Consider the following 25,652-nt stretch of genomic DNA (forward strand, 5'->3'; position numbering starts at 1 on the left):
TTCTCAGTGCACCTGGGCGGCATTTTCCGCCAGCGGAATCACCAGTGGGGTACCGGTTTCGGGGTCGTCGACGATGCGGCACCGCAGCGAGAACACCTCGTGCACCAGCTCGGCGGTGACGATCTCGCCGGGCTTGCCGGACGCGACGATCCGCCCGTCGCGCATGGCGATCAGGTGGTCGGCGTAGCGGAAGGCGTGGTTGAGATCGTGCAGCACTGCCACGACCGTGCGTCCCGAATCGCGATTGAGCGAGCGGCACAGGTCGAGCAGCTGGATCTGGTAGGCGATGTCGAGATAGGTGGTCGGCTCGTCGAGCAGGATGATGGGCGTCTGCTGGGCAAGCACCATCGAAATCCACACCCGCTGCCGCTGCCCACCCGAAAGTTCCTCGACCGGCCGCGCCGACAGGTCGGCGACACCGGTCGCCGCCATCGCTTCCGCGACCGCCTCCTCATCGGTGCGCGACCACTGTCGAAGCAATGTCTGATGCGGATAGCGCCCGCGCGCAACGAGATCCGCCACCCGGATGCCGTCGGGCGCGGTCGAGGTCTGCGGCAGCAGACCGATCTGGCGGGCCAGTTCCTTTGCCGGATAGTCGGTTACGGGTTTGTCATCGAGCAGCACGGTTCCGGATTGCGGCGTGAGCAGGCGGGCCAGCGCGCGCAGCAGGGTCGACTTGCCGCAGGCGTTCGGACCGATGATCACCGTGAACTTGTTGTCCGGAATGTCGACGGAGAGTTGGTCACTGACCGTCGCGCCCTTGTAACCGAGCCGGACCTGATCGGCGCGCAATCGCGCGGAGTGAGAGTTCATGTCGCTTTCCCTATTTCCGTCGCGCTTCGGCGACGAGCAGATACGCCAGGTACAGGCCACCGATCGAGCCGGTGACGATGCCGACCGGCACGGTGGTCGGGGCGAAGGCGCGCTGGGCGATCCAGTCGCACGTCACCAGCAAGGTCGCGCCCATCACCGCGGAGGGGAGCAGGGCGATCGACGGTGTGCGGGTGAGCTTGCGCGCCAGATGCGGTGCGGCCAGCGACACGAAGGCGATCGGACCCGCGACAGCCGTTGCCAGCGAGGTGAATCCGACGCTGAGCGCGATCAGCCAGCCCGTCGCCTTGCTCGTGTTCAACCCGAGGCCGCGCGCGGTGTCGTCGCCGAGTTCGAGGATCTGCAAGCGCGGCGCGGCCGGGATCAGCGCCACCGCCAGGACGCCGAGGACGATCACCGTCGGCGCGACCTGCGGCCAGGACAGTCCGTTGAGCGAGCCCGCACCCCAGGCCGCCGCCGACATCGCCGCGTCCAGGTCGGCCCGCATGATCAGCCAGGTGTTGACCGAGGCAAGCATGGCACTCACCCCGATACCGACGATGATCAGCCGGAATCCGGTCACGTTGTGCCGGAAGGCGAGTAGGTGGATCACCAGCGCGGCGCCGAGGCCACCGATCATGGCGCCCGCCGCGGTCTGGAAGTTGCCGCCGCCGAACGTGAGGATCACCAGCAGCGCGCCGGTGTAGGCGCCGGTGCTGAACCCGATGATGTCGGGACTGCCCAGCGGATTCCTGGTCACCGATTGCAGGATCGCGCCGCTCACGCCGAGCGCGGCGCCGAGGACCAGCGCCAGCAGGATGCGCGGCAGTCGCCAGTCCCGCACGACCAGTCGGTCGAAGCGCTCGTCGCCGATGAACAGCGCCCGCAGCACGCGCGGTGCGGGGATCGGGAAATCGCCGGTGCCGAGGGCGAGTACGGCGGTGACGGCCGCGATGACCAGCAGGATCGCGCACACCACCACGGTGCGCACTCCGATCCTGGAGGTGAAACCGAGCCGTCGCGATCGGATCAGGACCATCGGTCGCCCGAAGTCGATTTTCGTGTTCATGAGGTGGCCCCCACTCGTGCGCGGCGGGCGAGCCAGATCAGCATGGGCGCGCCGAGGAAGGCCGTGACCAACCCGGCAGGCACTTCGTCGGGACGAATGATGATGCGGCCCAGCACATCTGCCGTGAGAACCAGTATCGGCGCGAGTACCAGCGAATATCCGAAGATCCACCGCTGATCGGGCCCGACCATCCAGCGGGCGATGTGTGGCACCGCGAGGCCGACGAAGGCGATCGGGCCGACGGCCGCGGTCGCGGTGCCGCACAGCAGTACCAGCGCGAGCGCGGTGAGCAACCGGGTGCGGGTGACGCGTACACCCAGCGAGCGGGCCAGATCGTCGCCGAGCGCAACGGCATTGAGCGAGCGCGCGCACACCGCGGCGATCACCAGCCCGACCACGATGAACGGGGCGGCGCCCGCGATGATGTCGAACCCGCGGCCGGTGAGCGCACCGGCATCCCAGCGCCGCATCTCATCGAAGGCCTTGGGATCGACCAGGATCATGCCCCTGGTGAGTCCGGTGAGCACCGCGGTGGCGGCGACGCCCGCCAGGGTGAGGCGGATCGGGTCGGTGCCGGTGTGGCCCGCGGTGCCGAGCCGGTACACGACCACCGAAACCAGTGCCGCCCCGAGGAATCCGAACCACACATACGATGTGATCTCCGTTACCCCGAACAGCGCGACCGCGACCGTGATGGCGAACGCGGCGCCCGCGTTCACACCCAGCAAACCGGGATCGGCCAGCGGATTGCGGGTCAGCCCCTGCATCAGGCAGCCCGCCACGCCGAGCGCGAGCCCGACGAGCAGACCGAGCAGCGTGCGCGGCAACCGGTATTCGAGCACGGTGACCTGGTCGGGGGTCGTGGCTTCGGCGGTCGACAGCGCGTGCCAAACATCGCCGATCGCAATGGCTTTGGTGCCGACCAGCAGGCTCAGCACACAGGCCGCGACCAGCACGATCACGGCCAGCAACCAGCCAGACCAACGCGGACTCTTCATCGAATATCTCTCTCACGGCGAACGCTATCGGAATTGAGGTTAGCCTAAGCAAGGTCTTGATAGGTGAGGCTTACCTAGCTATGGTTCGCATCTCATCGAAGAACACGAAAGGTTCACCCCCGTGAAAATCACCAAGTTCGCTCTGCTGGCCTCCACCGTGAGCGTTGCCCTCGGCATCGCCGCCGGAACCAGCCACGCAGCACCCGCCGCGGATGAACCGATCAACTACACCGCTACGACCACCGAGACCTCCACGATCATCGGCACCGACGCGGGCTCGATGGCGGTCGAGGACGGGGTGTTCAAGATCAAGGCGGCCAACGGCGCCACCGTCGCTGGTAGTGAATTGTCCTTCCGGGTCGACGATTTCGTCTTCCCGATCGCCGCTGACATCTCGGGCCGCAACGCCACCCTCACCCCGCAGTTCGATCTGGCGCACGCCACCTACAAGCCGGTCGCGCTGCCCTACGAGGACAAGGCGCCGTGGAAGAACGAATACGACCGTGAGCAGGCGGCTTGGAGCCGTCTCGGCAGCACGATCTCCCTGGGTGCGGCCATCGGCGCCCTCGTCGGCGGGCTCGGCGGCGGGGCCGTCGGTTGCGTGCTGGGCGGCCTCGCAGGCGCAACCATCGCCGCGGCCACCATTGTCGGCATGTTCGGTCCGTTCATCCCGGCCGCCGCGGTCGGTTGCATCGGCGGAATCCTGGCCATGGGCTCGCTCGGTGCTCTCGCCGGTCAGCTGTTCATCGCCGCACCGGTCGCTATCATGGCGGCAGCGCAGTACTTCACCACCATCAACTCTCCGATGCCTGCTCCGGCTGCCAAGTAGGCGTAAAGACCTCGGTCGAATCGGCCGAACCTGAACCTCGCGGAGGGGACAACTCGGCGAGCGGCCAATCCCGCCCGATCGGCATCGGGCGGGATTCGGCGTTGGTCAGTCGGTCTCGGTTGCCTTCTCGTTCGGGGCGGGAATGTGACGCAGCAGGGTCATGACCAGTCCGGCCGCGACCGCGGTCAGACCGATACCGACAAGCGAATTCACTTGTAGCGCATGGGTGTAAGCCTCGCGGGCAACCGTGGTCAGCTCCGCGCCCAGCGATTCGGGCAGCACGGCGGCGACGTGCAGGGCGCCGGCCAGGGTGTCCTCGGCGACCTCCGCGATCTCCGGTGGTAGTCCGGCGGGCAACTGCTCCGCCATCTGCCCGCGATACACGGCGGTGCCGATACTGCCGATCACCGCGACGCCCAGTGCCGCCGAGAGTTCCTGACCCGTTTCGGAGATGGCCGAGGCGGCACCGGCGCGCGCCGGGTCGACCGCACCGACGATCAGGTCGAGGCCGAGCACGAACATCGGGCTCAGACCGAGCGAGAACACCACCATGCCGGTGACGATCAACGCGAGGTCGTCGCTGCCCGAGAGCTGAGTGAAGATCGCGTACCCGGCCATCGCGATCACCAGGCCACCGGTCATCAGGTACGCGGGCCGGATCCTGGGTGCGAGCGCGCTCACCACACCCGCCGCCACGACCATCGCCGCCGCCTGCGGCACCGTCCACAGTCCGGCTTGGAACGCCGAAAGGCCGAGCACCAGCTGTAGATACTGCGCGAGCAGCAGGAACAGTCCGCCCATCGCCAGCATGGCGACCATCAACGCGACCAGCGAACCACTGAACCGAACATTGCCGAACAACCGCAGGTCGATCAGCGGATTGGTCAGGCGCTGCTGGCGCAGGACGAACACCGTGCCGAGCGCCAGACCGGCGACCAGCACGCCGACGGCTTCGATCGACCAACCGTCCTTCGCCAGCTCTTTGATGCCGTAGATGACGCCCATCACCGACAGCAGCGACAGCAACGCGCTGAGAATATCGAGCTTGCCCGGGTTCGGGTCCTTGTATTCGGGCAGCAGGAACGGGCCGGTCGCCAGCAGCAACACCATCGCGGGCACCGCGACCAGGAACACCGAACCCCACCAGAAGTTCTCCAGCATCGCCCCGCCGACCAGCGGTCCGATCACCATGCCGACCATGAAACTTGTCATCCACACGCTGATCGCGGCGGTGCGCTGGCGGTCGTCGTGGAACATATTGCGGATCAGCGCCAGGGTGGACGGCATCAGGGTCGCGCCCGCGATGCCGAGCAGTGCGCGGGTGCCGATCAGCATGTTCGCACTCGTCGAGTACGCGGCGATCACGGAGGCGACGCCGAAGGCGAGTGCGCCGATCATCAGCAGTTTGCGGCGGCCGATGCGGTCGCCGAGGGTGCCCATGGTGATGAGGAAACCGGCGACCAGGAAGCCGTAGATGTCGAGGATCCACAGCAGTTGGGAGCTGCTGGGTTCGAGTGCCTCGCTGATCCGGGGGATCGCGAGGTAGAGCACGCTCAGGTCCATCGAGATGAGCAGGGTCGGCAGGGCGAGGACCGCCAAGCCGATCCACTCCTTGAGCCCGGCCTGTTCGGTGGACTCGGGGGTGGACTGGTCGTGCTGTGTGGACGTCACACTACGACGTTACCGACGGATCGGGTCGGTGTGCCAGCGAGTTTTCCGGCGGCCCTCGCCGTAAGTCATTGGACATTCCGGGCGGGCGACCACGATCATGGGCTCGGTGTCCACACGTAATGAACAGCTCAGGCTCGTCGATTCGCCGCGTCAGCCGCAGGATCAGGGCGAGCCGTTTCCGTGGTCGGCGGCCATCGACTCCACCTATTCCACCCGCGATGCGATCGATGCGTTGGCATTGGCGCCGTTCCTGCGAGGCGACCAGCCCTTCGCCCGCCAGGCGCACCTCGACCGAGTTCGGCCCGAAGCCTCGCTGCGACCCGCCGAGTCACGGATCGTTCGGTCGGTCGCCGATGACGACAGCAGTGCGCTGCTCGCGGCCGGTGAAGGGTGGGCGCTACGGGCCGTGCGGTGGGCGAGTGGGTCCGCCACGATCGAGGTGACCGCGGTGAGTGACGAGCTTGCTGTCGCGGTGCTGGCTCAGGCTACCGAGGGGGCTTCGCTGTCACGTGACAGTGAGGCGACGGTGGAGATGGGGTTCTGGCACATGGATGTTCGGCGGCCCGCGCGTCGTCGTCGGCAGATCGCGGCGCCTGCTTGGACGGAGATTCGTGGCAATTACACAAGTTCGGTTGCCGCGAGTATGGAGCGCCTGATGGGGCTCGGGGTCGCGGATATCAAGGGGCGGCTGGTGCTGTTGCACGGTGAGCCGGGGACCGGGAAGACCACTGCGCTTCGGGCCTTGGCGCGGTCGTGGGCGCCTTGGTGCCAGGTCGACTGTGTGGTGGACCCGGAGGAGCTGTTCAGTAATCCCGGGTATCTGATGGAAGTCGCGGCCGGTGCCGACGGTGACGACGAGGACGGTCGGTGGCGGTTGCTCGTGCTGGAGGACTGTGACGAACTGATTCGCGGTGAAGCGAAAGAAGCTGCAGGCCAGAAGCTTTCAAGGTTGCTCAACCTCACCGACGGGATGCTCGGTCAGGGGCGCAATGTGCTGATCGCGATCACCACCAACGAAGACCTCTCCCGTCTGCACCCCGCTGTTGTTCGGCCGGGGCGTTGTCTGGCACAGCTCGAGGTCGGCCGCTTGTCGGCGACGGAATCCCACGAGTGGCTGGCCCGCCAGGGCGGTGCCTCCGCCGCATTCCCCGATGGCGCGACACTCGCCGAACTGGTGGCCCACCGTGACGGCGGGATCCAGATCCGGTCGACCATCGAGCACTCGACCGATGTCGGGATGTACCTCTAGGTTGCTGTTCAGCGGCGGACAACGGGTGCGGCGAAAGCACAGGCGATGGTGAGGACGAAGGGGATGAGCAATGCGGCGGTGAGTGGGATCAGTGCGGTGAGCCAGCCGATCAGGGCGGGGCCTGCCAGTAGGCCCAGGTAGCCGATGGTGAAGACGCGGGACATGTCGGTGGCGGCTGTGGTGCCGCCGAGATTGCCTGCGGTGGAGAAGATTTGGGGGACGCCGCCTGCCAGTCCGAGGCCGCACATGGCCCAGCCGACGAGGGTTAGTGGCAGCCAGGGGGAGGCGATAACTATCGCGAATCCGGTTGCGGCTAGGAGGCTTCCGTAGCGGACGATGGCTACGGGGCCGAAGGCGGCGCTTACTCGGTCGGCGAGGAATCGGCCGAGGGTCATGGTGGCGGAGAAGGCGCCGAAAGCGAGGGCGGCGGCGGCCTCGGTGGTGTTCAGGTGTTCGCGAACTTGCAGTGCGCTCCAATCGGCCGCGACGCCTTCCGCGAGGAGGAGCACGAACGCAATGCAGCCCAGCGAGAACACTTTTCGTGCTCTCTCGTGTTGTGCGGTCCGCTGATCCGTATCCTTCGCGGTGCGGAGCTGAGTGGAGTCGTCGAGACCGGTGCCGCCGACTCGAAGGTCCGGCGAGTCGTAATGCTCTGTGTGCGAGGTCGATTCATTCCGTTGGCGACTGACCAGGCCCGGTACGAGCATCGCGGTCACCAGCAATCCGCCGACTGACGCACAGGCCAGCGTCAGTTGCGGTGCCCATCCTGCGTGCTGGGCAGCCGCGCCCAACAGCGAACCGACGAACCCGCCCGCGGAGAACATCGCATGGAACGCCGACATGATCGGCCGGCCATACGCCCGCTCGACCTCTACCGCTTGGGCATTCATCGACACGTCGAGCGCACCGTTGCCGATCCCGAAGCAGGCCAGCGCGATCCCCAAGGTGACCGGATCGGTCGCCAGTCCGGGGCCGAGCACCGTCACCGAAATGGCAGTCGCGGCCATCGCGACCAGCGTGCGACTGCCGAACCGGTCGGCGGCGGGCCCCGCGAGCCGCATACCGATCAGCGCGGCGCCCGCCATCAGCAACACCAACACGCTGAGCGTCGACGCCGACACCCCCGTCCGGCCGGTGATCGCCGGAATGTGGACCACCCACATGGCCAGCAGCACCCCGTTCAGCGTGAACGCCGCGAACACCGCGGCCCTGGACAGTCGAAGTCGGCGGTCGATCGTCGCTGAACTCACCACCTCGACGGTACCGGCCGCGCCACGATCCCTGTGCGCGCCTGCTCATTCCACCATCGCCGACGCGACCGGCACTGGACGACGTGCATCTCCACCACCGATCGCCCGTCGCATTTCAAGATCACCAGGCACTGGTGGTTTTCCTTCTCGGGCGATGTTTGCGTGGTTGCCTGGTGATCAACTGTCCGACTTTGTTACTGGGGTGTCCACGCGCCGGTGGCGGCGGTTTCCTTGGCGTACTCGGTGAAATCGCGGGCTTCCCGGCCGAGGGCGCGCCGGACACCGTCGGCGGTGGCGGTGTTGCGGCCGTCGAGGATGGTACCGAAGAGGTAGTCGAGCAGGCTGATCACGTCGTCGGGGACCTGGTATTCGGTCAGGGCCGCAACGAATTCCGGCCGCGACACCGGGATGAAGGCGATCTCGCGACCGGTGGCGGCGGCGATCTCGCCGACCGCGTCGGCGAAGGTCAGGGCGCGGGGGCCGGTGAGCTCGTAGAGCTGGCCCGCGTGACGCTCGTCGGTGAGCGCGGCCGCCGCCACCTCGGCGATGTCGTCGACATGCACGAACGGTTCCGGCACATCGCCGTTGGGCAACGCCACCGCGCCGGCGAGCACATCGTCGACGAAGGCGCCCTCGCTGAAGTTGTGGGCGAAGAAGGAGCAGCGCACGATGGTCCAGCTCAGACCCGAATCCCGCACGATCTCTTCACATTCCACTGCCTCGGGTTCGCCGCGCCCCGACAACAGCACCACCGAGCGCACACCGGCGGATCGGGCGGCGGCGGTGAACGCGCGGATGACGTCCGGAGCGCCGGGCACTGCGAGGTCGGGCTGGAAGGCGAGATAGACGGAGTCGATACCGGCCAGCGCGGGTGCCCAGGTCTCGCGGTCGGTCCAATCGAAGGGGATCGGCGCGGTGCGCGAGCCGCGTCGGACCGGCTGGTCCGCGGCCTCGAGAAGCGCCGCGACCCGGCTGCCGGTCTTGCCCGTAGCGCCGGTGATGAGGGAAAGCTGCTGGTGAGAAGCGGTGTTTGTCATGAGATAAGTACACCGCCGCGCGGGCGTCGGCAACATCGTCACGGCACTCACGAACATGCGCAATCGTCTACTGTGGAATCAGGGTGTGACGGTGAGCTCGCCCCGGTATTTCGTAGGAACATGGGTAACTCGCCGACCACAGCTGACTGTGCGGCCGACATCCCGGCGGCCGCCGACGAAACAGTAGTGGCGCGTGGTCTGGCTAAAAGACGCGGAGAGGCGGAACAGTGGATGCGTTAGCCGGTCTGCTCGAGGGGCCACGCGCCCGCGGTGCGTTTCTCATGTGTTCGTTGCTCGACCCGCCGTGGTCGTTGCGCGTGCAGGACGAGGCGCCGCTCACGGTGCTCGCGATGATTCGCGGAAAGGCTTGGGTCAGTACCGATTCGATGCCACCGCGTCAGCTCGTCGCGGGCGATGTGGCGGTTTTCCGTGGGCCGCAACCGTATACGGTGGCCGACGATCCGACGACCGAACCGCAGGTTGTCATCCAGCCGGGGCAGGTAACCACCACTCCCGATGGTGAAATCCTGTGCGAGACACTGAGTCTCGGTGTCCGGCAGTGGGGTACCGATCCCGATGGTGAGACGCTGATGGTCACCGGAACCTACGAATCGGCGGGCGCGGTGAGTAGACGGTTGCTGCGCGCGCTGCCGCAGGTGGCGGTGCTGCCGCGCGGCGAGCTCGATACCCGCCTGCTCGATCTGCTCGTGGACGAGGCGACCAAGGACCTGCCCGCGCAGACCGCCGTCCTCGATCGGCTCCTCGACCTGCTGCTCATCGCCGCACTGCGCGCCTGGTTCGCCCGCGACGACGCCCCCGCCTGGTACCACGCCTACAGCGACCCGCTGATCGGCAAGGCGCTGCGCCTGCTGCAACACAATCCGGCGCATCCGTGGACGGTGGTGGCGCTGGCCGACGCGGTCGGCATGTCGCGTGCGGCGCTGGCCCGGCGGTTCACCGAGCTGGTCGGCGAACCGCCGATGAGTTTCCTGACCGAATGGCGGCTCTCGCTGGCCGCCGATCTGCTCGCCGAATCCGATGCGACGGTGGAATCCATCGCCCACCAGGTGGGCTACGGCAGCGCTTTCGCGCTCAGCACCGCCTTCAAACGACACTTCGGGGTGAGCCCGCGCGACCATCGGCAGGGCAGCGCGGCATGATGGCCCGATGAGCTATCCCGTCCTGTGGCCGATGCCGACCCGGTGGGCCGACAACGACCAGTACGGCCACGTGAACAACGTGACCTACTACTCCTACTTCGACACCGCCGTGAACGCCTGGCTGATGCGCGCCACCGGCACCGACATCACCGCGCTGCCCGCCCTCGGCGTCGTCGCGACGACTTCGTGCAAGTTCCACGGCTCGGTCAGCTTCCCCGACCAGCTGCAGGTGGGGCTGCGGATCGCCCGCCTGGGCAACTCGAGCATCACCTACGACCTGGCGATCTTTCGCGAGGGCGAGGCCGGTCTCGAGCTCGCGGCGACCGGCGAGTTCGTGCACGTCTATGTCGACGCGGACACCCGCAAACCGGTGGCGATCCCCGAGGTCGTGCGCACGGCAGCCGCAGAACTCGTCACCGAATAGCGCTTATGAAGCTATTACCCCTACCTCGGGGAATCGGTTGGTCTGGATCCCGTCGCGGTTCAGCGGTTATGAAGCTATTACCCCTACCTCGGGCCACTCGCTGCCGCGGCGGGCGCGCAGGATGATCTGGCCCGCCGGTGAGTAACCCGGTGGTCCGGGGAGGGCGGCGAAGGTGGTTTTGTCGATCACCAGGGACGAGTCGAGTTGTTCCCGGCTCGGTCCCCAGAGGTACTCCACCTCGGTGAGCTCGTCGCGAATCTTCTTGAAGTACATCAGTTGCGCCATCGCCGGATCTCCGCGTAGACCTCCGCCGGTCAGCGGATCGTGACCGGCGGCTAGAGACCATCGTGGCAGGAATCGAGCGATCTCGCCGCTACCTCGCCGAAAATTTCGGGCGCGGGCGGCCGAAGTTCACGCCTGCAACATGGTCTGGAATCGGCGCATGCCGGAAATCCACCGGTCGTAGTCCGATCCCTTGTTGCGGTACATCTGCAGTACCTCGGGGTGCGGCAGGATCAGGAAATGTTCGGCGGCCATCGCCTCGACCACGGTGTCGGCGACTTCCTCGGGGGACAGCACCGCACCCGCCGTCTTCACAGCCTTGATCGCCAGTTCGCCTGCTTCGGGGCTGTCGGGGATGAGCCCGCCGGTGAGCAGTTGCGTGTCCACGCCCATCGGACACAGGCAACTCACGCGAATGCCCTTGTCGCCGTAGGTGACCGAGAGCCATTCCGCGAAGCCGACGGCCGCGTGTTTGGTGACCGAGTAAGGGGCGGAACCGATTTGGGTGAGCAGACCCGCCGCCGACGCGGTCGAGACGAAATAACCACTGCCGCGCTCGAGCCAGCCCGGGACGAGCAGTTTCGCGGCCCGCACGTGGGCCATCACATTCACGTCGATGGTGGCCGCCCACTGCGCCTCGGTGCTGTCGAGGCCGGGTCCGCCGCCGATGCCTGCATTCGCGAAATACAGGTCCACCGGCCCGAATTCGCGCTCGGCGGTGGCGATCAGTTCCGCGACAACCTGCTCGTCGGCCACATCGCCACCGACCGCGACCGCGTTGTCACCGAGTTCGGCCGCCACCTTCGCCGCGCTGTCCGCATCGAGATCGGCGACAACCACCCGCGCGTCACCGGCGACGAGCCGATAGGCGAGTGCGGCACCGATACCTGCTCCCGCACCGGTGACGATCGCGACTTTGCCTGCTATCTCCATCCCCGCAGATTAGCGGCGACCCCAGCGGTCTCGCACTGAATCCGCGCGAGCGTGGGTGAGGACTCCTGCGGATCGGTATCGGCTGGGCCTCGACCCGATTCGGTTGGGTCAGGCGGTGACCGCTGGGGTTGTCGGTTGTGGGGCGGGCGCGGTGGGTTTGTCGGCGGGGCGCGAGGTCGCGGCGCGGGCCATGACGCCCAGCGGGGTGTGGTTGAAGACCAGGTTCAGCACGAATGCGGTTGCCGCGCCGAGGGTTACGCCGCTGTCGAGGAGGATCTGGGCGGAGGTGGGGAACTTGTCGAACATGTCCTTGGTGAATACCGGCAGTAGCCCGATGCCGATGGCGGTGGCGGCGATGGTGGCGTTGACCTTGTCCGTCAGGTCGGCTTTGAGCAGCGTGGTGACACCGACGACCGCGACGGTCGCGAACAGCACCAGCCCCACACCACCGACCACCGGCTTCGGAATCACCGCGACCACCTCGCCGATGCGCGGCACCAGGCCGAGCACCACCAGGATCGCCCCGCTCACCGCGGTCACATATCGGCTGTAGACCCTGGTCGTGGAGACCGCGCCCACATTCTGATTGAAGATGGTGTCGACGAAGGCGGTGAAAATGCCGCCGAGCACGCCGGACAGGCCGTCGCCGACCAGGCCGCGCGCGAGATCGCCCTTGCTGAGCGGTTTGCCGGTGATCTCGCTGATCGCCAGCATGCTCGCGGTCGACTCGGCGAACACCACCGCCATCACGATGCTCATCGCCACCACCGCGGTCACCGGGAACTGCGGCGACCCGAAATGGAACGGCTGCGGGATCCCGATCCAGTCGGCGCTACCGACGCCCGCGGTGGTGATCAAACCCATCGGCAGCGCGACCACGATGCCCGCGACCAGCGCGATCAACACTCCGAGCTGCGAGAAGACGCCGCGGCCGAGGCAGACGAACCCGACCGCGATCAACACGACCACCGCCGCCAGCCCGATATTCGACGGCGAGGCGAAACTCGGCGACTTCGGGTCGGTCCCGATGATCAGGCCCCCGGCCACCCCGATCAGCGACACACCGACCACGGTCAGCACGGTCCCGGTGACCAGCGGCGGGAAGAACCGCACCACCCGCGCGAACGGCCACGCCAGCGCCACACCGACTACACCGCCGATCAGCATCGACCCGTACACGGCGTCGAGGCCGTACTCCTTGGCGATCAGGATCATCGGGTTGAGTCCGACAAACGTGGCACCACATACGATCGGCAGCCGCGCACCGGCCAGCTTGCCAACGCCGAGGCTCTGCACCAGCGTGATGATGCCCGCGACCAGCAGATCAGCACTGATCAACAGCCCGATCGTCGCCCGGTCCAGGCCTGCGGCCGCGCCGAAAACCAGCGGCACGGTGATACAGCCGGTGTACATGATCAGGACGTGCTGGATGCCGAAAGCCAGCTGCCGAGCGAACGGCAGTCGGGTGTCGACGGGATGCGCCTCACTCATACAACAGGTTGTAGTCCCCGTTTTTTACCGCGAGTGAGCGTTGTGTTTCGTCGTCGTTGCGGGTCGGATATATCACCCGGAAGGTTCAATACCGCTGGTAATTGCCCTGTGGGTAGGTCGGTCGCTGCTGTGCTGCCCGGATCCAGCGTCCGGTCGAGGGCGCTGCGGCAAGGCCGAGCATCACCAACGCGACCGCCGCTTGGACCAGGCCGATGGCCACGCCGGCACCGGATGTCAGGGAGGACGCGGCGGTGGCCGCGAGCGAGCCGAGGCTACCGAGTGCGCTGAGCGCCGCCACGATGATGACGATCACCCGGCCGGCGGTCTTGCGGAGGAACAGCAGGATCGAGCCGATGAAGAGCAGCAGCCCGATCGCGGCGCCGATGACGACGAAGGTCATCACCATCGGGCCGATCGACGAATCCGCGCACTCGAAGCTGCCAGTCGCCGTCTGGACGTACTTGCCGGTGCATTCCAACGCGCTCGTGGCGTTGTAGCTGACCGCCGCCCCGGCGAGAGAAATCAGCGAAAGTAGCAGGGCGAGAACGGCAGCGAGGATTCCGGTAGTACCGCTGACCGGGCCTTGCGGAGCACCGTAGCCGGAAGCGCCGTAGCCGGGCGTGCCGTAAGCCGGTGCGCCGTGTCCTGGCGTGCCATAACCGGGAGCGCTGTGACCGGGAGCACCGTAGCCGGGTGCGCTGGGGACTGGTGTTCCGTACGCAGCTGGTGTCCCGTATCCGGGCGCGCCCTGGCCGCCATAGGGGGCATAACCCTGCTGGCCCACAGGCGGATAGCCCGGACCTTGCTGCTGCCCATACGGATACCCCATGACGCCCCCTTGTTCGCGGATACACCTGCCGACATCGTTCGCGCAGTACGCAGTCCGGTCGAACGCGCACCGGCACGAACTATACGGCCGACCCCCGACACCCGCTCAAATGCGACTGAGCAACGTCAATGGGTCCTCGAGGAAACCGGCGGTGGTGGCGAGGAAGCGAGCGCCGAGTTCGCCGTCGACCATGCGGTGATCGAAGCTCAGCCCGAGGGTGGTGACCCAGCGGACGGCCAGCTCGTCACGAAACACCCAGGGCCGCTTGCGAATAGAGCCGATGCACAAAATCGCGGCTTCGCCAGGATTCACCAGGGGGACACCGGAATCCACACCGAAGACCCCGACATTGGTGAGGGTGAATGTTCCACCACGCAGGTCGTTGGGCGTGGCATTGCCGGAGCGGGCGGTGTCGGCCGCCCAGCTGATCTCCCGGCACAATTCGCGCAGACTCAGCGACTGCGCATCCTTGAGATTGGGCACCATCAGCCCGCGATCCGAGGCGACCGCGATCCCCAGATTCACATAGTGCTTGGTGACGATCTCCTGATTCTGTTCGTCCCAGGCGGTATTGATTCCCGGATATTCCGCGATCGCCGCCAACGTCGCTTTGGCGACCAGAGCCAGGGGGGTGAGAGTGAGACCCTCGAAGGACTTGGTGGTGCGCAAGTGGTCGAGCAGTTCCATCGAGGCGGTGCAGTCGACGGTGACGAACGTGCTGGCCTGCGGAATCGTGCGCGAACTGGCAGCCATCGCGGCGGCGGTGCGTTTGCGGATGCCCGAGATGGGAGTGCGTTCCTCGCGGGCGGTCGGCTCGATCAGACCGTCGGCGTCGGTGACATGACCGTTCGACGGCGTCGGCGTGACATCGCCGAGGCGGGCGAGGGTGCGCGGCTGGGTCACCGGCACGGCCGAACGCACGTCTTCGACGGTGACCGCGCCCTCCGGCCCCGAACCGGCGACGAACCACAGGTCGATGCCGAGTTCCTTGGCCAGCTTGCGCGCCGCTGGGGTCGCGGCCGCGCGATGCGTACTCGGCGTGCTCGATGCCATCGACGGCACCGCTTTCTTTCTCCGCGAAGTGGATTCGGCCTCGGGACCGTAGCCGACCAGCACATTCGTGCGGGGCTCGGCGACCTGCGGCGGGGCGATCTCGAGGTCGTTGCGCACCCGGATCAGCGGTGCCCCGACCGGCACGGTATCGCCGGGTTGCGCCAGCAGTTCGACCACCACCCCGGAGAACGGCGAGGGCAGCGCGACCACCGCCTTCGCGGTCTCCACCTCGGCGATGGTCTGGTTCAGCTCCACCGTGTCGCCGACCGCGACGGCCCAGGACACCAGGTCACCGTCGGCCAGGCCCTCGCCCAGATCGGGGAGGCGGAACTCGAGAACATGACCGTCGTCGGTGGCGGCTGGTTCCGGCACAAGGGCACCTTTCATGCGGCAAGGCAGCGGTCGACCGCCGCCAGAATGCGGTCGGGGTCGGGCAGGTGGTGCTTTTCGAGCTTAGCCGGGGGGTAGGGGATGTCGAAGCCGCCGACGCGCAGCACCGGCGCCTCGAGGTGATAGAAGCAGCGTTCGGTGACGCGGGCAGCGATCTCGGCGCCGAGCCCGGCGAACACGGGCGCCTCGTGCACGACGACCAGCCTGCCGGTCTTGTTCACCGATTCGGCGATCGTGTCGACATCGAGGGGGGAGAGACTGCGCAGGTCGATCACTTCGAGCGAATGTCCTTCCTCGGCAGCGATTTTCGCGGCGGTGAGCGCGGTGGCCACGGTGCCGCCGTAGGCGACGACGGTGACATCGGCGCCGCGGGTGCAGACCCTGGCCTTGTGCAGTGGCAGATCCGGTTCGCCTTCGAAATCTACGTCGGCTTTGTCCCAATAGCGACGTTTGGGTTCGAAGAAAATAACCGGGTCGTCCAGCGAGATGGCCTGGCGAATCATCGAATACGCGTCGGCGGGCGTGCTCGGTGATACAACGCGCAGCCCCGCAGTGTGCGCGAAATACACCTCCGGTGATTCGGAATGGTGTTCGACCGCGCCGATGCCGCCGCCGAACGGAATGCGGATCGTCAACGGGGCCTTCGCCTTTCCGCCGGTGCGATTGTGGATCTTGGCGACCTGGGAAACGATCTGGTCGAAGGCCGGATAGACGAAACCGTCGAACTGGATCTCCACCACCGGTCGATACCCACGCAGCGCCATGCCGAAAGCTGTTCCGACGATGCCGGATTCGGCCAGGGGTGTGTCGATGACGCGGTTGTCGCCGAAATCTTTCTGCAGGGTGTCGGTCACCCGGAACACGCCACCGAGGCGACCGATGTCCTCGCCGAGCAGCACGACCTTGGTGTCGTCCTCCATCGCGTGGCGCAGGCCGGTGTTGAGGGCGGCGGCGAAGGTGGTGATCATGACGGCGCTCCTTCGGCGAGGTAGGCCGAGAGCTGTTGGCGCTGCTCGGTCATCAGTGGGTGCTCGGTCGCGTAGACGTTGTCGAACATCCGCTCCGGGTCGGGGTCGGGCATCTCGATGGTCGCGGTGCGCAGGCGGCGGGCGACCTCGTCGGCCTCGGCGGTGACCTGCTCGACGAACTCGGGGGCGAGCTCGCCCTCGCGATCGAGGAGTAAACGCACACGTTCGATGGGATCGCGCTGGCCCCAGTACTCGGTATCGGCGGCGGTGCGGTAGCGGGTGGGGTCGTCGGCGGTGGTGTGCGGGCCCATCCGGTAGGTCAAGGCCGCGATGAAAGTGGGGCCGCCGCCGGTGCGCGCGCGTTCGACGGCCTGGCGGGTGACGGCCAGGACGGCGAGGACATCGTTGCCGTCGACCTGCACGCCCGGAATTCCGTAACCGTCGGCCCGGCGCACCAGAGGGATATGGCTCTGCACGGAGACCGGTTCGCTGATCGCCCACTGATTGTTCTGGCAGAAGAACACCACCGGCGCACTCCACGCCGCGGCGAAGCCGAATGCTTCGGCGATGTCGCCCTGGCTCGTCGCGCCGTCACCGAAATAGGCGATGGTGGCGATGTCGGCGCCGTCGAGATGGGCCGCGTAGGCGTAGCCGGTGGCGTGCAGGCCCTGGGAGCCGACGACGATATTGGCGTTGGTCATATTGACCTCGTCGGGATCCCAGCAGTGGTGGGCGACGCCGCGCCACAGGGCGGTGAGCTGCTCTGGTGGGACGCCGCGGCAGTAGGCGACGGCGGTTTCGCGGTAGGAGCAGAAGGCGTAGTCGTCGGGGTGCAGCGCGTGCGCCGAGCCGACCTGCGCGGCTTCCTGGCCCAGCAGCGGCGGCCACAATCCGAGCTGGCCCTGGCGTTGCAGGGCGGTGGCCTCGACGTCGATCCGGCGGGTGACCACCAGGTCCCGGTACAGCTGCCGTAACCGTTCGGCATCGATGTCGGCGACCAACGCGCCGTGTTCTTTGTCGAACACCCGACGGCCGTCGGGTTGAATCAGCTGGACCGGGTAGGTCTGCTTCTGCGACATCGTGATCGCCTCCTCGCTACCGCGCCTTGTGGGCCGATGCAGGTACGCCACTTTCGCTGAGTGCGATGTGTATCACTCAGCATCCACGATAACGCGGAGTGCGCAAGCGGTACACGCGTATATGAGCAGAATGCCTGGTCTACGGGGGTCGTACGCTGTCATACTGCGTTGTATGACCAGTCGCGAACCCGACGTGACACTCGACGCCACCGACGCCCGACTGCTGCGCGAGTTGATCGCGAATCCCCGTGCGACCGGGGTGGAACTCGCGGCACGCCTCGGCCTGTCGCGCAACACGGTGCAGGCGCGGCTGGCCCGCTGGGACAGCGGCGGCGTACTCGGCAGTTTCGAACGCCGGGTCGAACCCCGCGCCCTCGGCTACCCCCTGGCGGCCTTCGTCGCGGTGGTTGTCGACCAGCACCGCCTGGACGCCGTCGTCGATGACCTGGCCGACGTCACCGAGGTCACCGAGGTCTGCGGCATGACCGGCGCCACCGACCTTACCGTCCGAATAGTCGCCCGCGACGCCGACGACCTCTACCGCATCGCAGGCCGAATCCTGAAGATCCCCGGCGTGGAACGCACCAACATGGCCCTGGTCATGCGCGAACTCGTCGGCCCACGCACCGGCCCGCTCCTGGATCGTCTGGCCGGTCCCAGCTAGGCGCAACTACGCATTCGATCCGGCCATCCGCGGCTGAGGAACGCTGCCTCGCCCGCGCCCATCGCGCGTACCTCCCGTATTCGCGCCGCCGGCGAACGCGTCCGCGCAAATCAGGTGCCGGTGGGGAGGATGCGGCGGACGAGCAGGCCCGCGACCAGTGCCCAGAAGGCGCCGCCGATGCCGAAGAGAGTGGTGCCGGAGGCGGCTACGAGGAAGGTGACCAGGGCTGCCATGCGGTGGGTCGGGTCGCTGAGGGCGCCGGTGAGGGCAGCGGCGAGGGTGGCGAGGAGGGCCAGGCCCGCGACGGTTTCGATGGTGCCTGCCGGTGCCGCGGCGATCAGGGTTACCAAAGCGGCCGACGCCAGGCCGAGGATGAGGTAGGTGCCGCCTGCGGTGGCCGCGGCGATCCAGCGGCGTTTGGGGTCGGGGCTGGCGGCGGGGGCTGCGGCGAGGGCGGCGCTGATGGCGGCGAGGTTGATCGCGTGGCCGCCCGCAGGCGCGCCGAGGATGGTGCCGATGCCGGTGACGAGCATGGCGGGGCGCCACGGAACCTGGTAGTCGAACGAGCGCATCACCGCGACGCCCGGGATGTTCTGGGAGGCCATGGTGACGATGTAGAGCGGGATCGCGATACCGATGATCGCCTGCCAATGCCACTGGGGGACAGTCAGTTCCACGGCCGGAACCATCTCGGACAGCGCCAGGTGTCGGTCGTTGACCACGATGTCGATGCCGGTACCGACGGCCGCCGTGGCGAAGGCGACGAGCACGGCCCACTTGGGTGCGAACCGTTGCAGCACCAGCCACACCACGATGACCGGGACCACCACGGTGGGCGAGGTGCGCAGCGCCTGCACCGGGGCCAGACACAGCGGGAGGAGGACCCCGGCCAGCATCGCCTGCGCGATCGGGACGGGAATGGCGGCGACCAGCGAACCGAGCCGTTGCCACAGTCCGGTGATCACGATCAGCACCCCGGTCACCGCGAACGCCGCGACCGCGCCGGGCCAGCCACCGACGACCAGTCCGGTGCTCGCGAGCAGGGCGGCGCCGGGCGTCGACCAGGCCAGGGTGATCGGGATCCGGTACCGGAAACTCAGCAGCAGAATGCCGATGCCCTGCGTGAAGCACAGCACCAGCAGGCCCGAAGCCGCCTGCGCCGGACTCGCTCCCACCGCGCGCAACCCGCTCAGCACCACCGCGAACGAACTCGTGAAGCCGACCAGTGCGGTGATCGCACCGGCGCCGAGCGGCTGCGCGATGCCTGCCGGTTTGTCGGCGACATCAGGGGAGGGGGTGGAGACCTGCGACATTGTGCCGATATTGCCCGACGAACCCCTGATCGTCGCCTGCCAGTCCCGTGAAAGTGGACTGATTCACGCACGCAGATCTACGGTCCAGTCTTCGTGACCGGCCTGCGCATGCCCGTGCGCGTGCGCGGCGCCCGTGTCCGGTGGCTGGTGCCGGTGCGCGGGGCTGCGTGGATCGAGGCGTGGCACGCGGAGGGCGTCGCGGTTGTAGCGATCGGGCGACCGCGGTGAAGGCCGAGGGTCCGGTGCCGATCGAGTTGTTTCGCGTGCCATCGGGTGCCCGGCTTCGGGGCGGGTGCGTAGGGTGTCGGGAACGGTTCGGCAGGTCGGAGCGGCTGGGAGGAATAGTTGTGGGTGCGGTGTTGATCTCTGCGGCGGAGCTTCGGAAAGAACTGGCGGACAACAAGATTCACCTACTCGACGTGCGGTGGGCGCTGGGTGATCCGAACGGTCCGCAGCACTATCTCGACGGCCATATTCCGGGCGCGGTCTTCGTCGACCTGGAAACCGAGCTTGCCGCCGCACCGTCACCCGCCCGCGGCAGGCACCCGCTACCCGACCCCGGCACGTTCGAGAAGTGCGCGCGCAGTTGGGGATTGGGGGATGGCGAATCGGTCGTGGTGTACGACGCCACCGGCGCAATGGCAGCCGCACGAGCATGGTGGCTGCTGCGCTGGGCAGGCGTAGACGACGTACGCATCCTCGACGGCGGCTTGCCCGCCTGGGTCGCGGCCGGTGGCGACCTCGCGACCGGCGAAGAACCGGACCCGACCGGCGGTGACCTGGTTGTGCGTCCCGGTGGCCTGCCGGTGATCGACGCCGACGCCGCCGCGAAATGGCCGGGCGTGCTGCTCGACGCGCGGGCGGGCGAGCGCTATCGCGGTGAAGTCGAGCCGATCGATCCGCGCCCCGGGCACATTCCCGGCGCGGTCAGTGCCCCGACCGCCGAAAACCTCGATGACACAGCACATTTCCGCAGCCCCGAAGAACTCCGCGCTCGATTCGCGGAATTCGGTGACGGCCCGGTCGCGGTGTACTGCGGATCCGGCGTCACCGCCGCCCACCAGATCGCGGCCCTCGCCGTCGTCGGCATCGACGCCGCCCTCTACCCGGGCTCGTATTCGCAGTGGTCGAACGACCCGAAGCGGACCGTGGTGACGGGAGAGTAGGCGCTGGCGCGAGTTCGTCAATGCTGGGCTGTCCGGCGCATCTGCTGGGTGACTGCCTCACCGATCGTGGGTGGCGACCGCGTCGGTGGTGTGGCAGCACCGGCTCGGACCCACTGCGGGCACACCCGGATTCAAGGGCACCCGCGGGCGATGTCGTGGAGGGTCGCGTTGTCGGCGGCGGTGATGGGTAAGTCGTAGGCGAGGGCCACCGTGAGGTACTTGGCGGCGTAGAAGCAGCGGTTGGCGCGGGCAGGGGGTAGCCACGCGGCGGGGGTGTCGTCGCCCTTGGATTGGTTGGTGGACCCGCCGGTGGCGAGCAGGTTCACCGACAGGTCGTTGGCGAAGCGGCGGCGTTTGTCGGGGGTCCAGGTGGCGGCGCCCATGTCCCAGGCGGCGGCCAGTGGGTAGACGTGGTCGATCTGGATGCGGCCTGCGTCGGATTTGGTGAAGGGGATGTCGGTGGCGGTGTAGGGGTCGGTGAGGACTCCTTCGACGACCACGCAGCGGCCGCGATGGACGACCTCGCGTAGCTGCAGGGCTAGTACGTTGTTGCGGGTGTCGCAGCCGTCGTGGCTGCCGGGGGCGTCGGAATCGTCGGTCCAGGCCGGGCCGAAGACACAGGCCTGGCCCGTTTTGCAGCCGCGTTCGTAGCCGCCGGGGCGCGGGCGCGCGTCGATGACGCGCACCTGGTCGAGCAGGGCAGTGACCTCGGCGCGCGTCGGACTGCCCGGTGCGGGGACGATCGGCTCATCGAGCCCGATCACCCCGCACCCGGCAAGAGCGAGCACCAGCACGAGCAACCACGCAGGTTTCCCCATACCCGCATGTTGTAGCCGATGCCACCGACAGCAACCGACGCCCGACGCAGCGGCCCGGCCCGCGTCGACGCGGTGGACCTGGACGGGCCTATAACCAAGCTCGAGCCAGCAGGTCCTCGGCCTCCAGGTCCGCGGCGCGGGGTGGGAAGCGCGTCGCGGCGATCGAGGAGACGTGGGTGCCGTCGTGGCCGATCAGCCAGGAGCCGCCGCGGTCCTCGCATTCGGCGATCTTGGCGAAGACGGTGAGCAGGAAGGTGATGGATTCCCGCGGGTCGATGGTGTGGGCCAGCCGTTGGGATTCACCCGGCCGCGACAGATCGAGCCAGACGCCTGCTTGACCGTCCAGACGCATGCCGAGGATTTTCGTGGTGTCGATGAAGGTGAATTTGCGCCGTTCCCAAGGGGTGTTGGGGGTGTAGCTCTGCTCGAGTACCTGGAGCAGAATCGTCATCGCTGCCCTCCGCACGAATTTCAGGGGTGGGTGAGATATGGAGTTGTCGCCGGTGGGTGTTCCGGCCCGTGACCTGGGATTATCTCAGTATGTTCTCGTTGCGGCGAGAAATCCAGACCTATGGCGGCCGTGATCGGTGTCGGTGCCGCCTGCTTGGATGGAACCCATGCTGCACGGTCTGTGGTCCCCCGAATCGGGCCTACTGCTGTGGCACGACGCGGAGCCGGTGGCCGTGGGGTCGGTGCTCGGCGACATCTTGGACCGCGCCCGGTTCCGCCACCGCGCCGAGGTGCTCCTCGTCGATGCCGCGCGGCAGTCGGCGACCGCCGAGGTTCGCGCGCACGCGCTCGCGCCACCCACGGCGGCCGTTGTGCTGCGCAGCCGCCTGCCGCGCGAGCACATCGCCGGCGACCTGCGGTTCCTCGCGCACGTCGCGCGCGGTATCGAACGATGGGTGCGGGCCGGCCGGGTGGTGCCGCAGATCGAGCGGGCCGACGGTCAGTGGTGGGTGCGCTGGCGGCTGGTCGGCGGTCAACGTCAGCGGGCATGGCTTGCCGAACTGGCCACCGCGATGCCGCCCGCGCTGCGGGTCGCCGGTTCGCCCGCCGCGGTGCTGGAAGACCTGTGCACCCATCTCACCGACCCGATCGCCCGCGAATACCTCACGCAACAACCACAGACCCACCCGCTACTGGCCGCATTGGTCGACGACACCCCCTTGGACGTCGGCTCCTACCGCCTGTCCGAAACGCTGAGCCAGTGGCGGGAGGGCTACGCCGCCGACGAGCCCGAACTGGTGCTGCGCCTGTGCGAACCCGATGGTGAGTTCGGTTCCGTCGACGAATCGGTCGCGCTGTGGCGCCTGCAGGTGTGTCTGCGTCCCGTCGACGACGCACCGAAACCCGTGGTGTTCGAGGATGATCCGGTGCTCGTGCGCACCGCGGCCGAAAAGCTCGGCCAGGCACGCAAGGCCTACCCGCGGCTGCGCGACCTGCCCACCGACCCACGCGGCCTCGACCTGCTGCTGCCGACCGAAGTCGTCGCCGACCTGGTCGCCCACGGCGCGCACGCCTTGCAAGAAGCCGGGATTCGTCTGCTGCTCCCGCGTGCCTGGAACATCGCCGAACCGAGCATGCGGTTGCGGGTGAGCAGCCCGGCTGCTGCCGAATCCACCGTAGGGCTCAGTGGATTGCTGTCCTACCGTTGGGAATTGGCGCTCGGTGACCTGGTGCTCACCCAGGCCGAGATGGAACGGCTGATCAACAGCAAGTCGGATCTGGTCCAGTTGCGCGGCGAATGGGTGCAGGCCGACCACCGCGCACTGGCCGCGGCCGCGCGCTACGTGGCCAAGCACGCCGACGACAGCCCGATCACCCTGGCCGACATGATCGGCGAACTCGCCGCCGAACGGGTGGACAATGTCCCGGTCACCGAGGTCACCGCCGATGGTTGGGCGGCCGAATTGTTCGCCAGGGAAAGCGAACCCGAGCCGGTGCCGGTTCCGGTCGGCCTGAAAGCCCAGCTCCGCCCGTATCAGGAACGGGGTCTGAGCTGGCTGGCCACGATGAGCAGGCTGAACTGCGGCGCGATCCTCGCCGACGATATGGGTCTGGGCAAGACCGTGCAGGTGCTGGCACTGCTGGTCCACGAGCGTGAAGCCGATCTGGTCGGCGCACGCGGACCTACCTTGCTGGTTTGCCCGATGTCGGTGGTCGGCAACTGGCAGCGGGAGACGCAACGGTTCGCGCCTGATCTTCGCGTGCTCGTGCACCACGGACCGGGCCGCCTTACCGGTGCGGAATTCGCTGCGGCAGTCGCTGATTCGGACCTGGTGATCACCACCTACGCCCTGCTCGCCCGCGATATCACCCTGCTGAACGAACAGCGGTGGGAACGAATCGTCCTCGACGAAGCGCAACACATCAAGAACGCGGTGACCAGACAGGCTCGGGCGGCGCGAGCGCTGAAAGCACGACATCGCTTGGCGCTCACCGGAACTCCGGTGGAGAACCGCCTGGAAGAACTGCGCGCCCTGTTCGACTTCGCCATGCCCAAACTGCTCGGCAGCCCGCAATCGTTCCGCGCCAAATTCGCGGTGCCGATCGAACGCGAACGCGACCAGCAGGCCATCGACAGGCTGCGCCTGATCACCGACCCGTTCGTGCTGCGCAGGCTCAAAACCGATCCGACAGTGATCAGCGACCTGCCGGAGAAACTGGAAATGACGGTCAGGGCCAACCTCACCGTCGAACAGGCCGCCCTCTACCAGGCCGTCGTCGACGACATGCTGGAGAAACTCAAAGACGCGAAAGGCATGGCGCGCAAGGGCGCTGTGCTCGGCGCGCTGACCCGGCTCAAGCAGGTCTGCAACCACCCCGCGCACTACCTGGGCGACGGTTCACCGATCCTGCGGCGCGGCGGCCACCGCTCCGGCAAGCTGGCGCTGGTCGAGGACGTCCTCGACTCGGTCATCGCCGACGGCGAGAAGGCCCTGCTCTTCACCCAGTTCCGCGAATTCGGTGACCTGATCCTGCCCTATCTCACCGAACGGTTCGGCACCCCGATCCCCTTCCTGCACGGCGGCGTCACCAAGCAGAAACGCGACGACATGGTGACCGGTTTCCAGGGCGAGAACGGCCCACCCCTGATGTTGCTCTCGCTCAAGGCGGGCGGCACCGGCCTCAACCTCACTGCCGCCAATCATGTGATCCACCTGGACCGTTGGTGGAATCCGGCGGTGGAGAACCAGGCCACCGACCGCGCGTTCCGGATCGGCCAGCAGCGCGCGGTGCAGGTCCGCAAGCTGGTGTGTGTCGACACCATCGAGGAGCGGATCGACGAAATGATCAACGGGAAAAAGGCTTTGGCGGATCTGGCCGTCGGTGCGGGGGAGAACTGGATCACCGAGATGAGCACCGACGAACTGCGCGAGCTGTTCACTCTCGGCGCCGAAGCGGTGGGTGACTGATGACCGACTTCAGCCAGTTCGGCCCGCGTAAGCCGGTGCGCGGTGGCGCCAAGGCGCGCGGCGGTTTCGGCCGGACTTGGTGGGGCAAATCGCTGCTCGACGCGGTGGAGAAGGTGGCCGACGCGGGCAGGCTCTCGCGCGGACGCACCTATGCCAGGGTCGGGCAGGTGGTGAACTACCGGATCGAACGTGGCGCGGTAACCGCAGAGGTGCAGGGCAGTCAGCCCAGCCCGTTCACCTCGGTGCTGTCGATCCGACCGTTACGCGACGAGGAAATCGAGCTGTTGCTCGCCGAGATCCGCGAAGCGCCCGGCATGCTCGCCGAGATCGCCTCGGGCGCACTGCCGCCCGCGCTCGGCCCGCACCTGTTGCCGACCACGGCCTCGGAACTCGACTTCACCTGCAGCTGCCCGGACATGGGTTGGCCCTGCAAGCACGTCGCCGCGGTCTGCTACCTGCTCGCCGAGCGCCTCGACGAACAGCCGAGCGAGATCCTCACCCTGCGCGGCCTCGACCTCGACACCCTCATCGGCGGCGTCGAGAAGTCCGCGCGCACCGCCGATTCCGACGACCTCTACGGCGACCAACTGGTCCTGCCCGAGCTGCCCCGCATCGAATTCCACGCCGTCATCGACGATCTCGACGCGATTCCACTGCGTCGCGCTCTACGGATGTCGGCAGAGGACGAACCGACCGCGGCGACTGGCCTCCGCGAATTACGCTCGCTCTATGCCGAATTCGACGACTGAA

24 protein-coding genes are annotated in these 25,652 nt (G+C 67.5%); 8 read left to right on the forward strand and 16 right to left on the reverse strand.

What is annotated here, in order from left to right:
- Positions 1-3: 3 nt before the first annotated feature.
- Genes ACFW6D_RS24245 through ACFW6D_RS24255 form a run of 3 tightly spaced genes read right to left on the reverse strand, consistent with a single transcriptional unit; the run spans position 4 to position 2,877 of the window.
- Positions 4-813 (reverse strand): ABC transporter ATP-binding protein, encoded by an 810-nt coding sequence (locus ACFW6D_RS24245; protein WP_379331670.1) that lies wholly within the window; start codon positions 811-813, stop codon positions 4-6.
- Positions 814-823: 10 nt separating this feature from the next.
- Entirely contained in the window at positions 824-1,879 is a 1,056-nt protein-coding gene (locus ACFW6D_RS24250; RefSeq protein WP_379331672.1) for a FecCD family ABC transporter permease, read from the reverse strand.
- The gene (locus tag ACFW6D_RS24255) at positions 1,876-2,877 is read right to left on the reverse strand and encodes a FecCD family ABC transporter permease (RefSeq protein ID WP_379331674.1); all 1,002 of its coding nucleotides are present in this window, start codon (positions 2,875-2,877) and stop codon (positions 1,876-1,878) included. Before ACFW6D_RS24255 ends, ACFW6D_RS24250 begins: the two co-directional genes overlap by 4 nt.
- A gap of 121 nt (positions 2,878-2,998) precedes the next feature.
- Here ACFW6D_RS24255 and ACFW6D_RS24260 point away from each other — a divergent pair, with 121 nt between their 5' ends.
- Complete coding sequence (locus tag ACFW6D_RS24260; protein ID WP_379331676.1) at positions 2,999-3,706, forward strand: hypothetical protein; 708 nt, start codon at positions 2,999-3,001, stop codon at positions 3,704-3,706.
- Positions 3,707-3,811: 105 nt separating this feature from the next.
- Here ACFW6D_RS24260 and ACFW6D_RS24265 read toward each other — a convergent pair whose 3' ends face one another.
- Positions 3,812-5,377, reverse strand: a complete 1,566-nt coding sequence (locus tag ACFW6D_RS24265) for an MFS transporter (RefSeq protein ID WP_379331678.1) — start codon at positions 5,375-5,377, stop codon at positions 3,812-3,814.
- 97 nt (positions 5,378-5,474) lie between these two features.
- Here ACFW6D_RS24265 and ACFW6D_RS24270 point away from each other — a divergent pair, with 97 nt between their 5' ends.
- Entirely contained in the window at positions 5,475-6,626 is a 1,152-nt protein-coding gene (locus ACFW6D_RS24270) for a DUF5925 domain-containing protein (protein ID WP_379331680.1), read from the forward strand.
- 8 nt (positions 6,627-6,634) lie between these two features.
- Here ACFW6D_RS24270 and ACFW6D_RS24275 read toward each other — a convergent pair whose 3' ends face one another.
- Complete coding sequence (locus tag ACFW6D_RS24275; protein ID WP_379331682.1) at positions 6,635-7,876, reverse strand: MFS transporter; 1,242 nt, start codon at positions 7,874-7,876, stop codon at positions 6,635-6,637.
- Between the two features lie 194 nt (positions 7,877-8,070).
- Positions 8,071-8,913: an NAD(P)H-binding protein gene (locus ACFW6D_RS24280; protein ID WP_379331684.1), complete on the reverse strand. Its 843-nt coding sequence runs from the start codon at positions 8,911-8,913 to the stop codon at positions 8,071-8,073.
- Positions 8,914-9,140: 227 nt separating this feature from the next.
- Here ACFW6D_RS24280 and ACFW6D_RS24285 point away from each other — a divergent pair, with 227 nt between their 5' ends.
- Both ACFW6D_RS24285 and ACFW6D_RS24290 read left to right on the forward strand, forming a co-directional pair.
- The gene (locus tag ACFW6D_RS24285) at positions 9,141-10,073 is read left to right on the forward strand and encodes an AraC family transcriptional regulator (RefSeq protein WP_379331686.1); all 933 of its coding nucleotides are present in this window, start codon (positions 9,141-9,143) and stop codon (positions 10,071-10,073) included.
- Positions 10,074-10,080: 7 nt separating this feature from the next.
- Complete coding sequence (locus ACFW6D_RS24290) at positions 10,081-10,497, forward strand: thioesterase family protein (protein WP_266296248.1); 417 nt, start codon at positions 10,081-10,083, stop codon at positions 10,495-10,497.
- Positions 10,498-10,563: 66 nt separating this feature from the next.
- On the opposite strand, the gene ACFW6D_RS24295 is transcribed toward ACFW6D_RS24290, so the two are convergent.
- The 7 genes from ACFW6D_RS24295 to pdhA all read right to left on the reverse strand — a co-directional run bounded on the left by ACFW6D_RS24295 (position 10,564) and on the right by pdhA (position 17,522).
- Positions 10,564-10,782 carry a hypothetical protein gene (locus ACFW6D_RS24295; RefSeq protein ID WP_379236583.1) on the reverse strand — a complete coding sequence of 73 codons (219 nt, stop codon included), beginning with the start codon at positions 10,780-10,782 and terminating at the stop codon, positions 10,564-10,566.
- Positions 10,783-10,908: 126 nt separating this feature from the next.
- Positions 10,909-11,712 carry an SDR family oxidoreductase gene (locus tag ACFW6D_RS24300; protein ID WP_379331688.1) on the reverse strand — a complete coding sequence of 268 codons (804 nt, stop codon included), beginning with the start codon at positions 11,710-11,712 and terminating at the stop codon, positions 10,909-10,911.
- Positions 11,713-11,820: 108 nt separating this feature from the next.
- Positions 11,821-13,203: a uracil-xanthine permease family protein gene (locus tag ACFW6D_RS24305; protein ID WP_379331690.1), complete on the reverse strand. Its 1,383-nt coding sequence runs from the start codon at positions 13,201-13,203 to the stop codon at positions 11,821-11,823.
- Between the two features lie 85 nt (positions 13,204-13,288).
- Positions 13,289-14,032, reverse strand: a complete 744-nt coding sequence (locus ACFW6D_RS24310; RefSeq protein ID WP_379331692.1) for a hypothetical protein — start codon at positions 14,030-14,032, stop codon at positions 13,289-13,291.
- Between the two features lie 105 nt (positions 14,033-14,137).
- On the reverse strand, positions 14,138-15,472 hold the full coding sequence (locus ACFW6D_RS24315) for a dihydrolipoamide acetyltransferase family protein (RefSeq protein WP_379331694.1): 1,335 nt from the start codon (positions 15,470-15,472) through the stop codon (positions 14,138-14,140).
- A complete protein-coding gene (locus ACFW6D_RS24320) occupies positions 15,469-16,443 on the reverse strand; it encodes an alpha-ketoacid dehydrogenase subunit beta (RefSeq protein WP_379331696.1) in 975 nt (324 codons plus the stop codon). The genes ACFW6D_RS24315 and ACFW6D_RS24320 overlap by 4 nt, the downstream gene beginning before the upstream one ends.
- Entirely contained in the window at positions 16,440-17,522 is a 1,083-nt protein-coding gene (gene pdhA / locus ACFW6D_RS24325; RefSeq protein ID WP_379331698.1) for a pyruvate dehydrogenase (acetyl-transferring) E1 component subunit alpha, read from the reverse strand. The genes ACFW6D_RS24320 and pdhA overlap by 4 nt, the downstream gene beginning before the upstream one ends.
- Before the next feature lie 172 nt (positions 17,523-17,694).
- On the opposite strand from pdhA, the gene ACFW6D_RS24330 reads away from it, so the two are divergent.
- On the forward strand, positions 17,695-18,186 hold the full coding sequence (locus tag ACFW6D_RS24330; RefSeq protein ID WP_379331700.1) for an Lrp/AsnC family transcriptional regulator: 492 nt from the start codon (positions 17,695-17,697) through the stop codon (positions 18,184-18,186).
- Positions 18,187-18,296: 110 nt separating this feature from the next.
- On the opposite strand, the gene ACFW6D_RS24335 is transcribed toward ACFW6D_RS24330, so the two are convergent.
- A complete protein-coding gene (locus ACFW6D_RS24335; protein WP_379331702.1) occupies positions 18,297-19,499 on the reverse strand; it encodes a benzoate/H(+) symporter BenE family transporter in 1,203 nt (400 codons plus the stop codon).
- Between the two features lie 347 nt (positions 19,500-19,846).
- Here ACFW6D_RS24335 and ACFW6D_RS24340 point away from each other — a divergent pair, with 347 nt between their 5' ends.
- Positions 19,847-20,665 (forward strand): sulfurtransferase, encoded by an 819-nt coding sequence (locus ACFW6D_RS24340; protein WP_379331704.1) that lies wholly within the window; start codon positions 19,847-19,849, stop codon positions 20,663-20,665.
- A 131-nt stretch (positions 20,666-20,796) separates the two neighbouring features.
- On the opposite strand, the gene ACFW6D_RS24345 is transcribed toward ACFW6D_RS24340, so the two are convergent.
- Both ACFW6D_RS24345 and ACFW6D_RS24350 read right to left on the reverse strand, forming a co-directional pair.
- The gene (locus ACFW6D_RS24345) at positions 20,797-21,483 is read right to left on the reverse strand and encodes an HNH endonuclease family protein (protein ID WP_379331706.1); all 687 of its coding nucleotides are present in this window, start codon (positions 21,481-21,483) and stop codon (positions 20,797-20,799) included.
- A gap of 88 nt (positions 21,484-21,571) precedes the next feature.
- Positions 21,572-21,934, reverse strand: a complete 363-nt coding sequence (locus ACFW6D_RS24350; protein ID WP_379236563.1) for a hypothetical protein — start codon at positions 21,932-21,934, stop codon at positions 21,572-21,574.
- Positions 21,935-22,100: 166 nt separating this feature from the next.
- Here ACFW6D_RS24350 and ACFW6D_RS24355 point away from each other — a divergent pair, with 166 nt between their 5' ends.
- Both ACFW6D_RS24355 and ACFW6D_RS24360 read left to right on the forward strand, forming a co-directional pair.
- Positions 22,101-24,902: a DEAD/DEAH box helicase gene (locus ACFW6D_RS24355; protein WP_379331708.1), complete on the forward strand. Its 2,802-nt coding sequence runs from the start codon at positions 22,101-22,103 to the stop codon at positions 24,900-24,902.
- Positions 24,902-25,651, forward strand: a complete 750-nt coding sequence (locus ACFW6D_RS24360; RefSeq protein WP_379331710.1) for an SWIM zinc finger family protein — start codon at positions 24,902-24,904, stop codon at positions 25,649-25,651. Before ACFW6D_RS24355 ends, ACFW6D_RS24360 begins: the two co-directional genes overlap by 1 nt.
- Position 25,652: the final 1 nt, after the last annotated feature.

Source organism: Nocardia sp. NPDC058705, assembly GCF_042749305.1.
In the GTDB taxonomy this organism is placed as follows: Bacteria; Actinomycetota; Actinomycetes; order Mycobacteriales; family Mycobacteriaceae; genus Nocardia.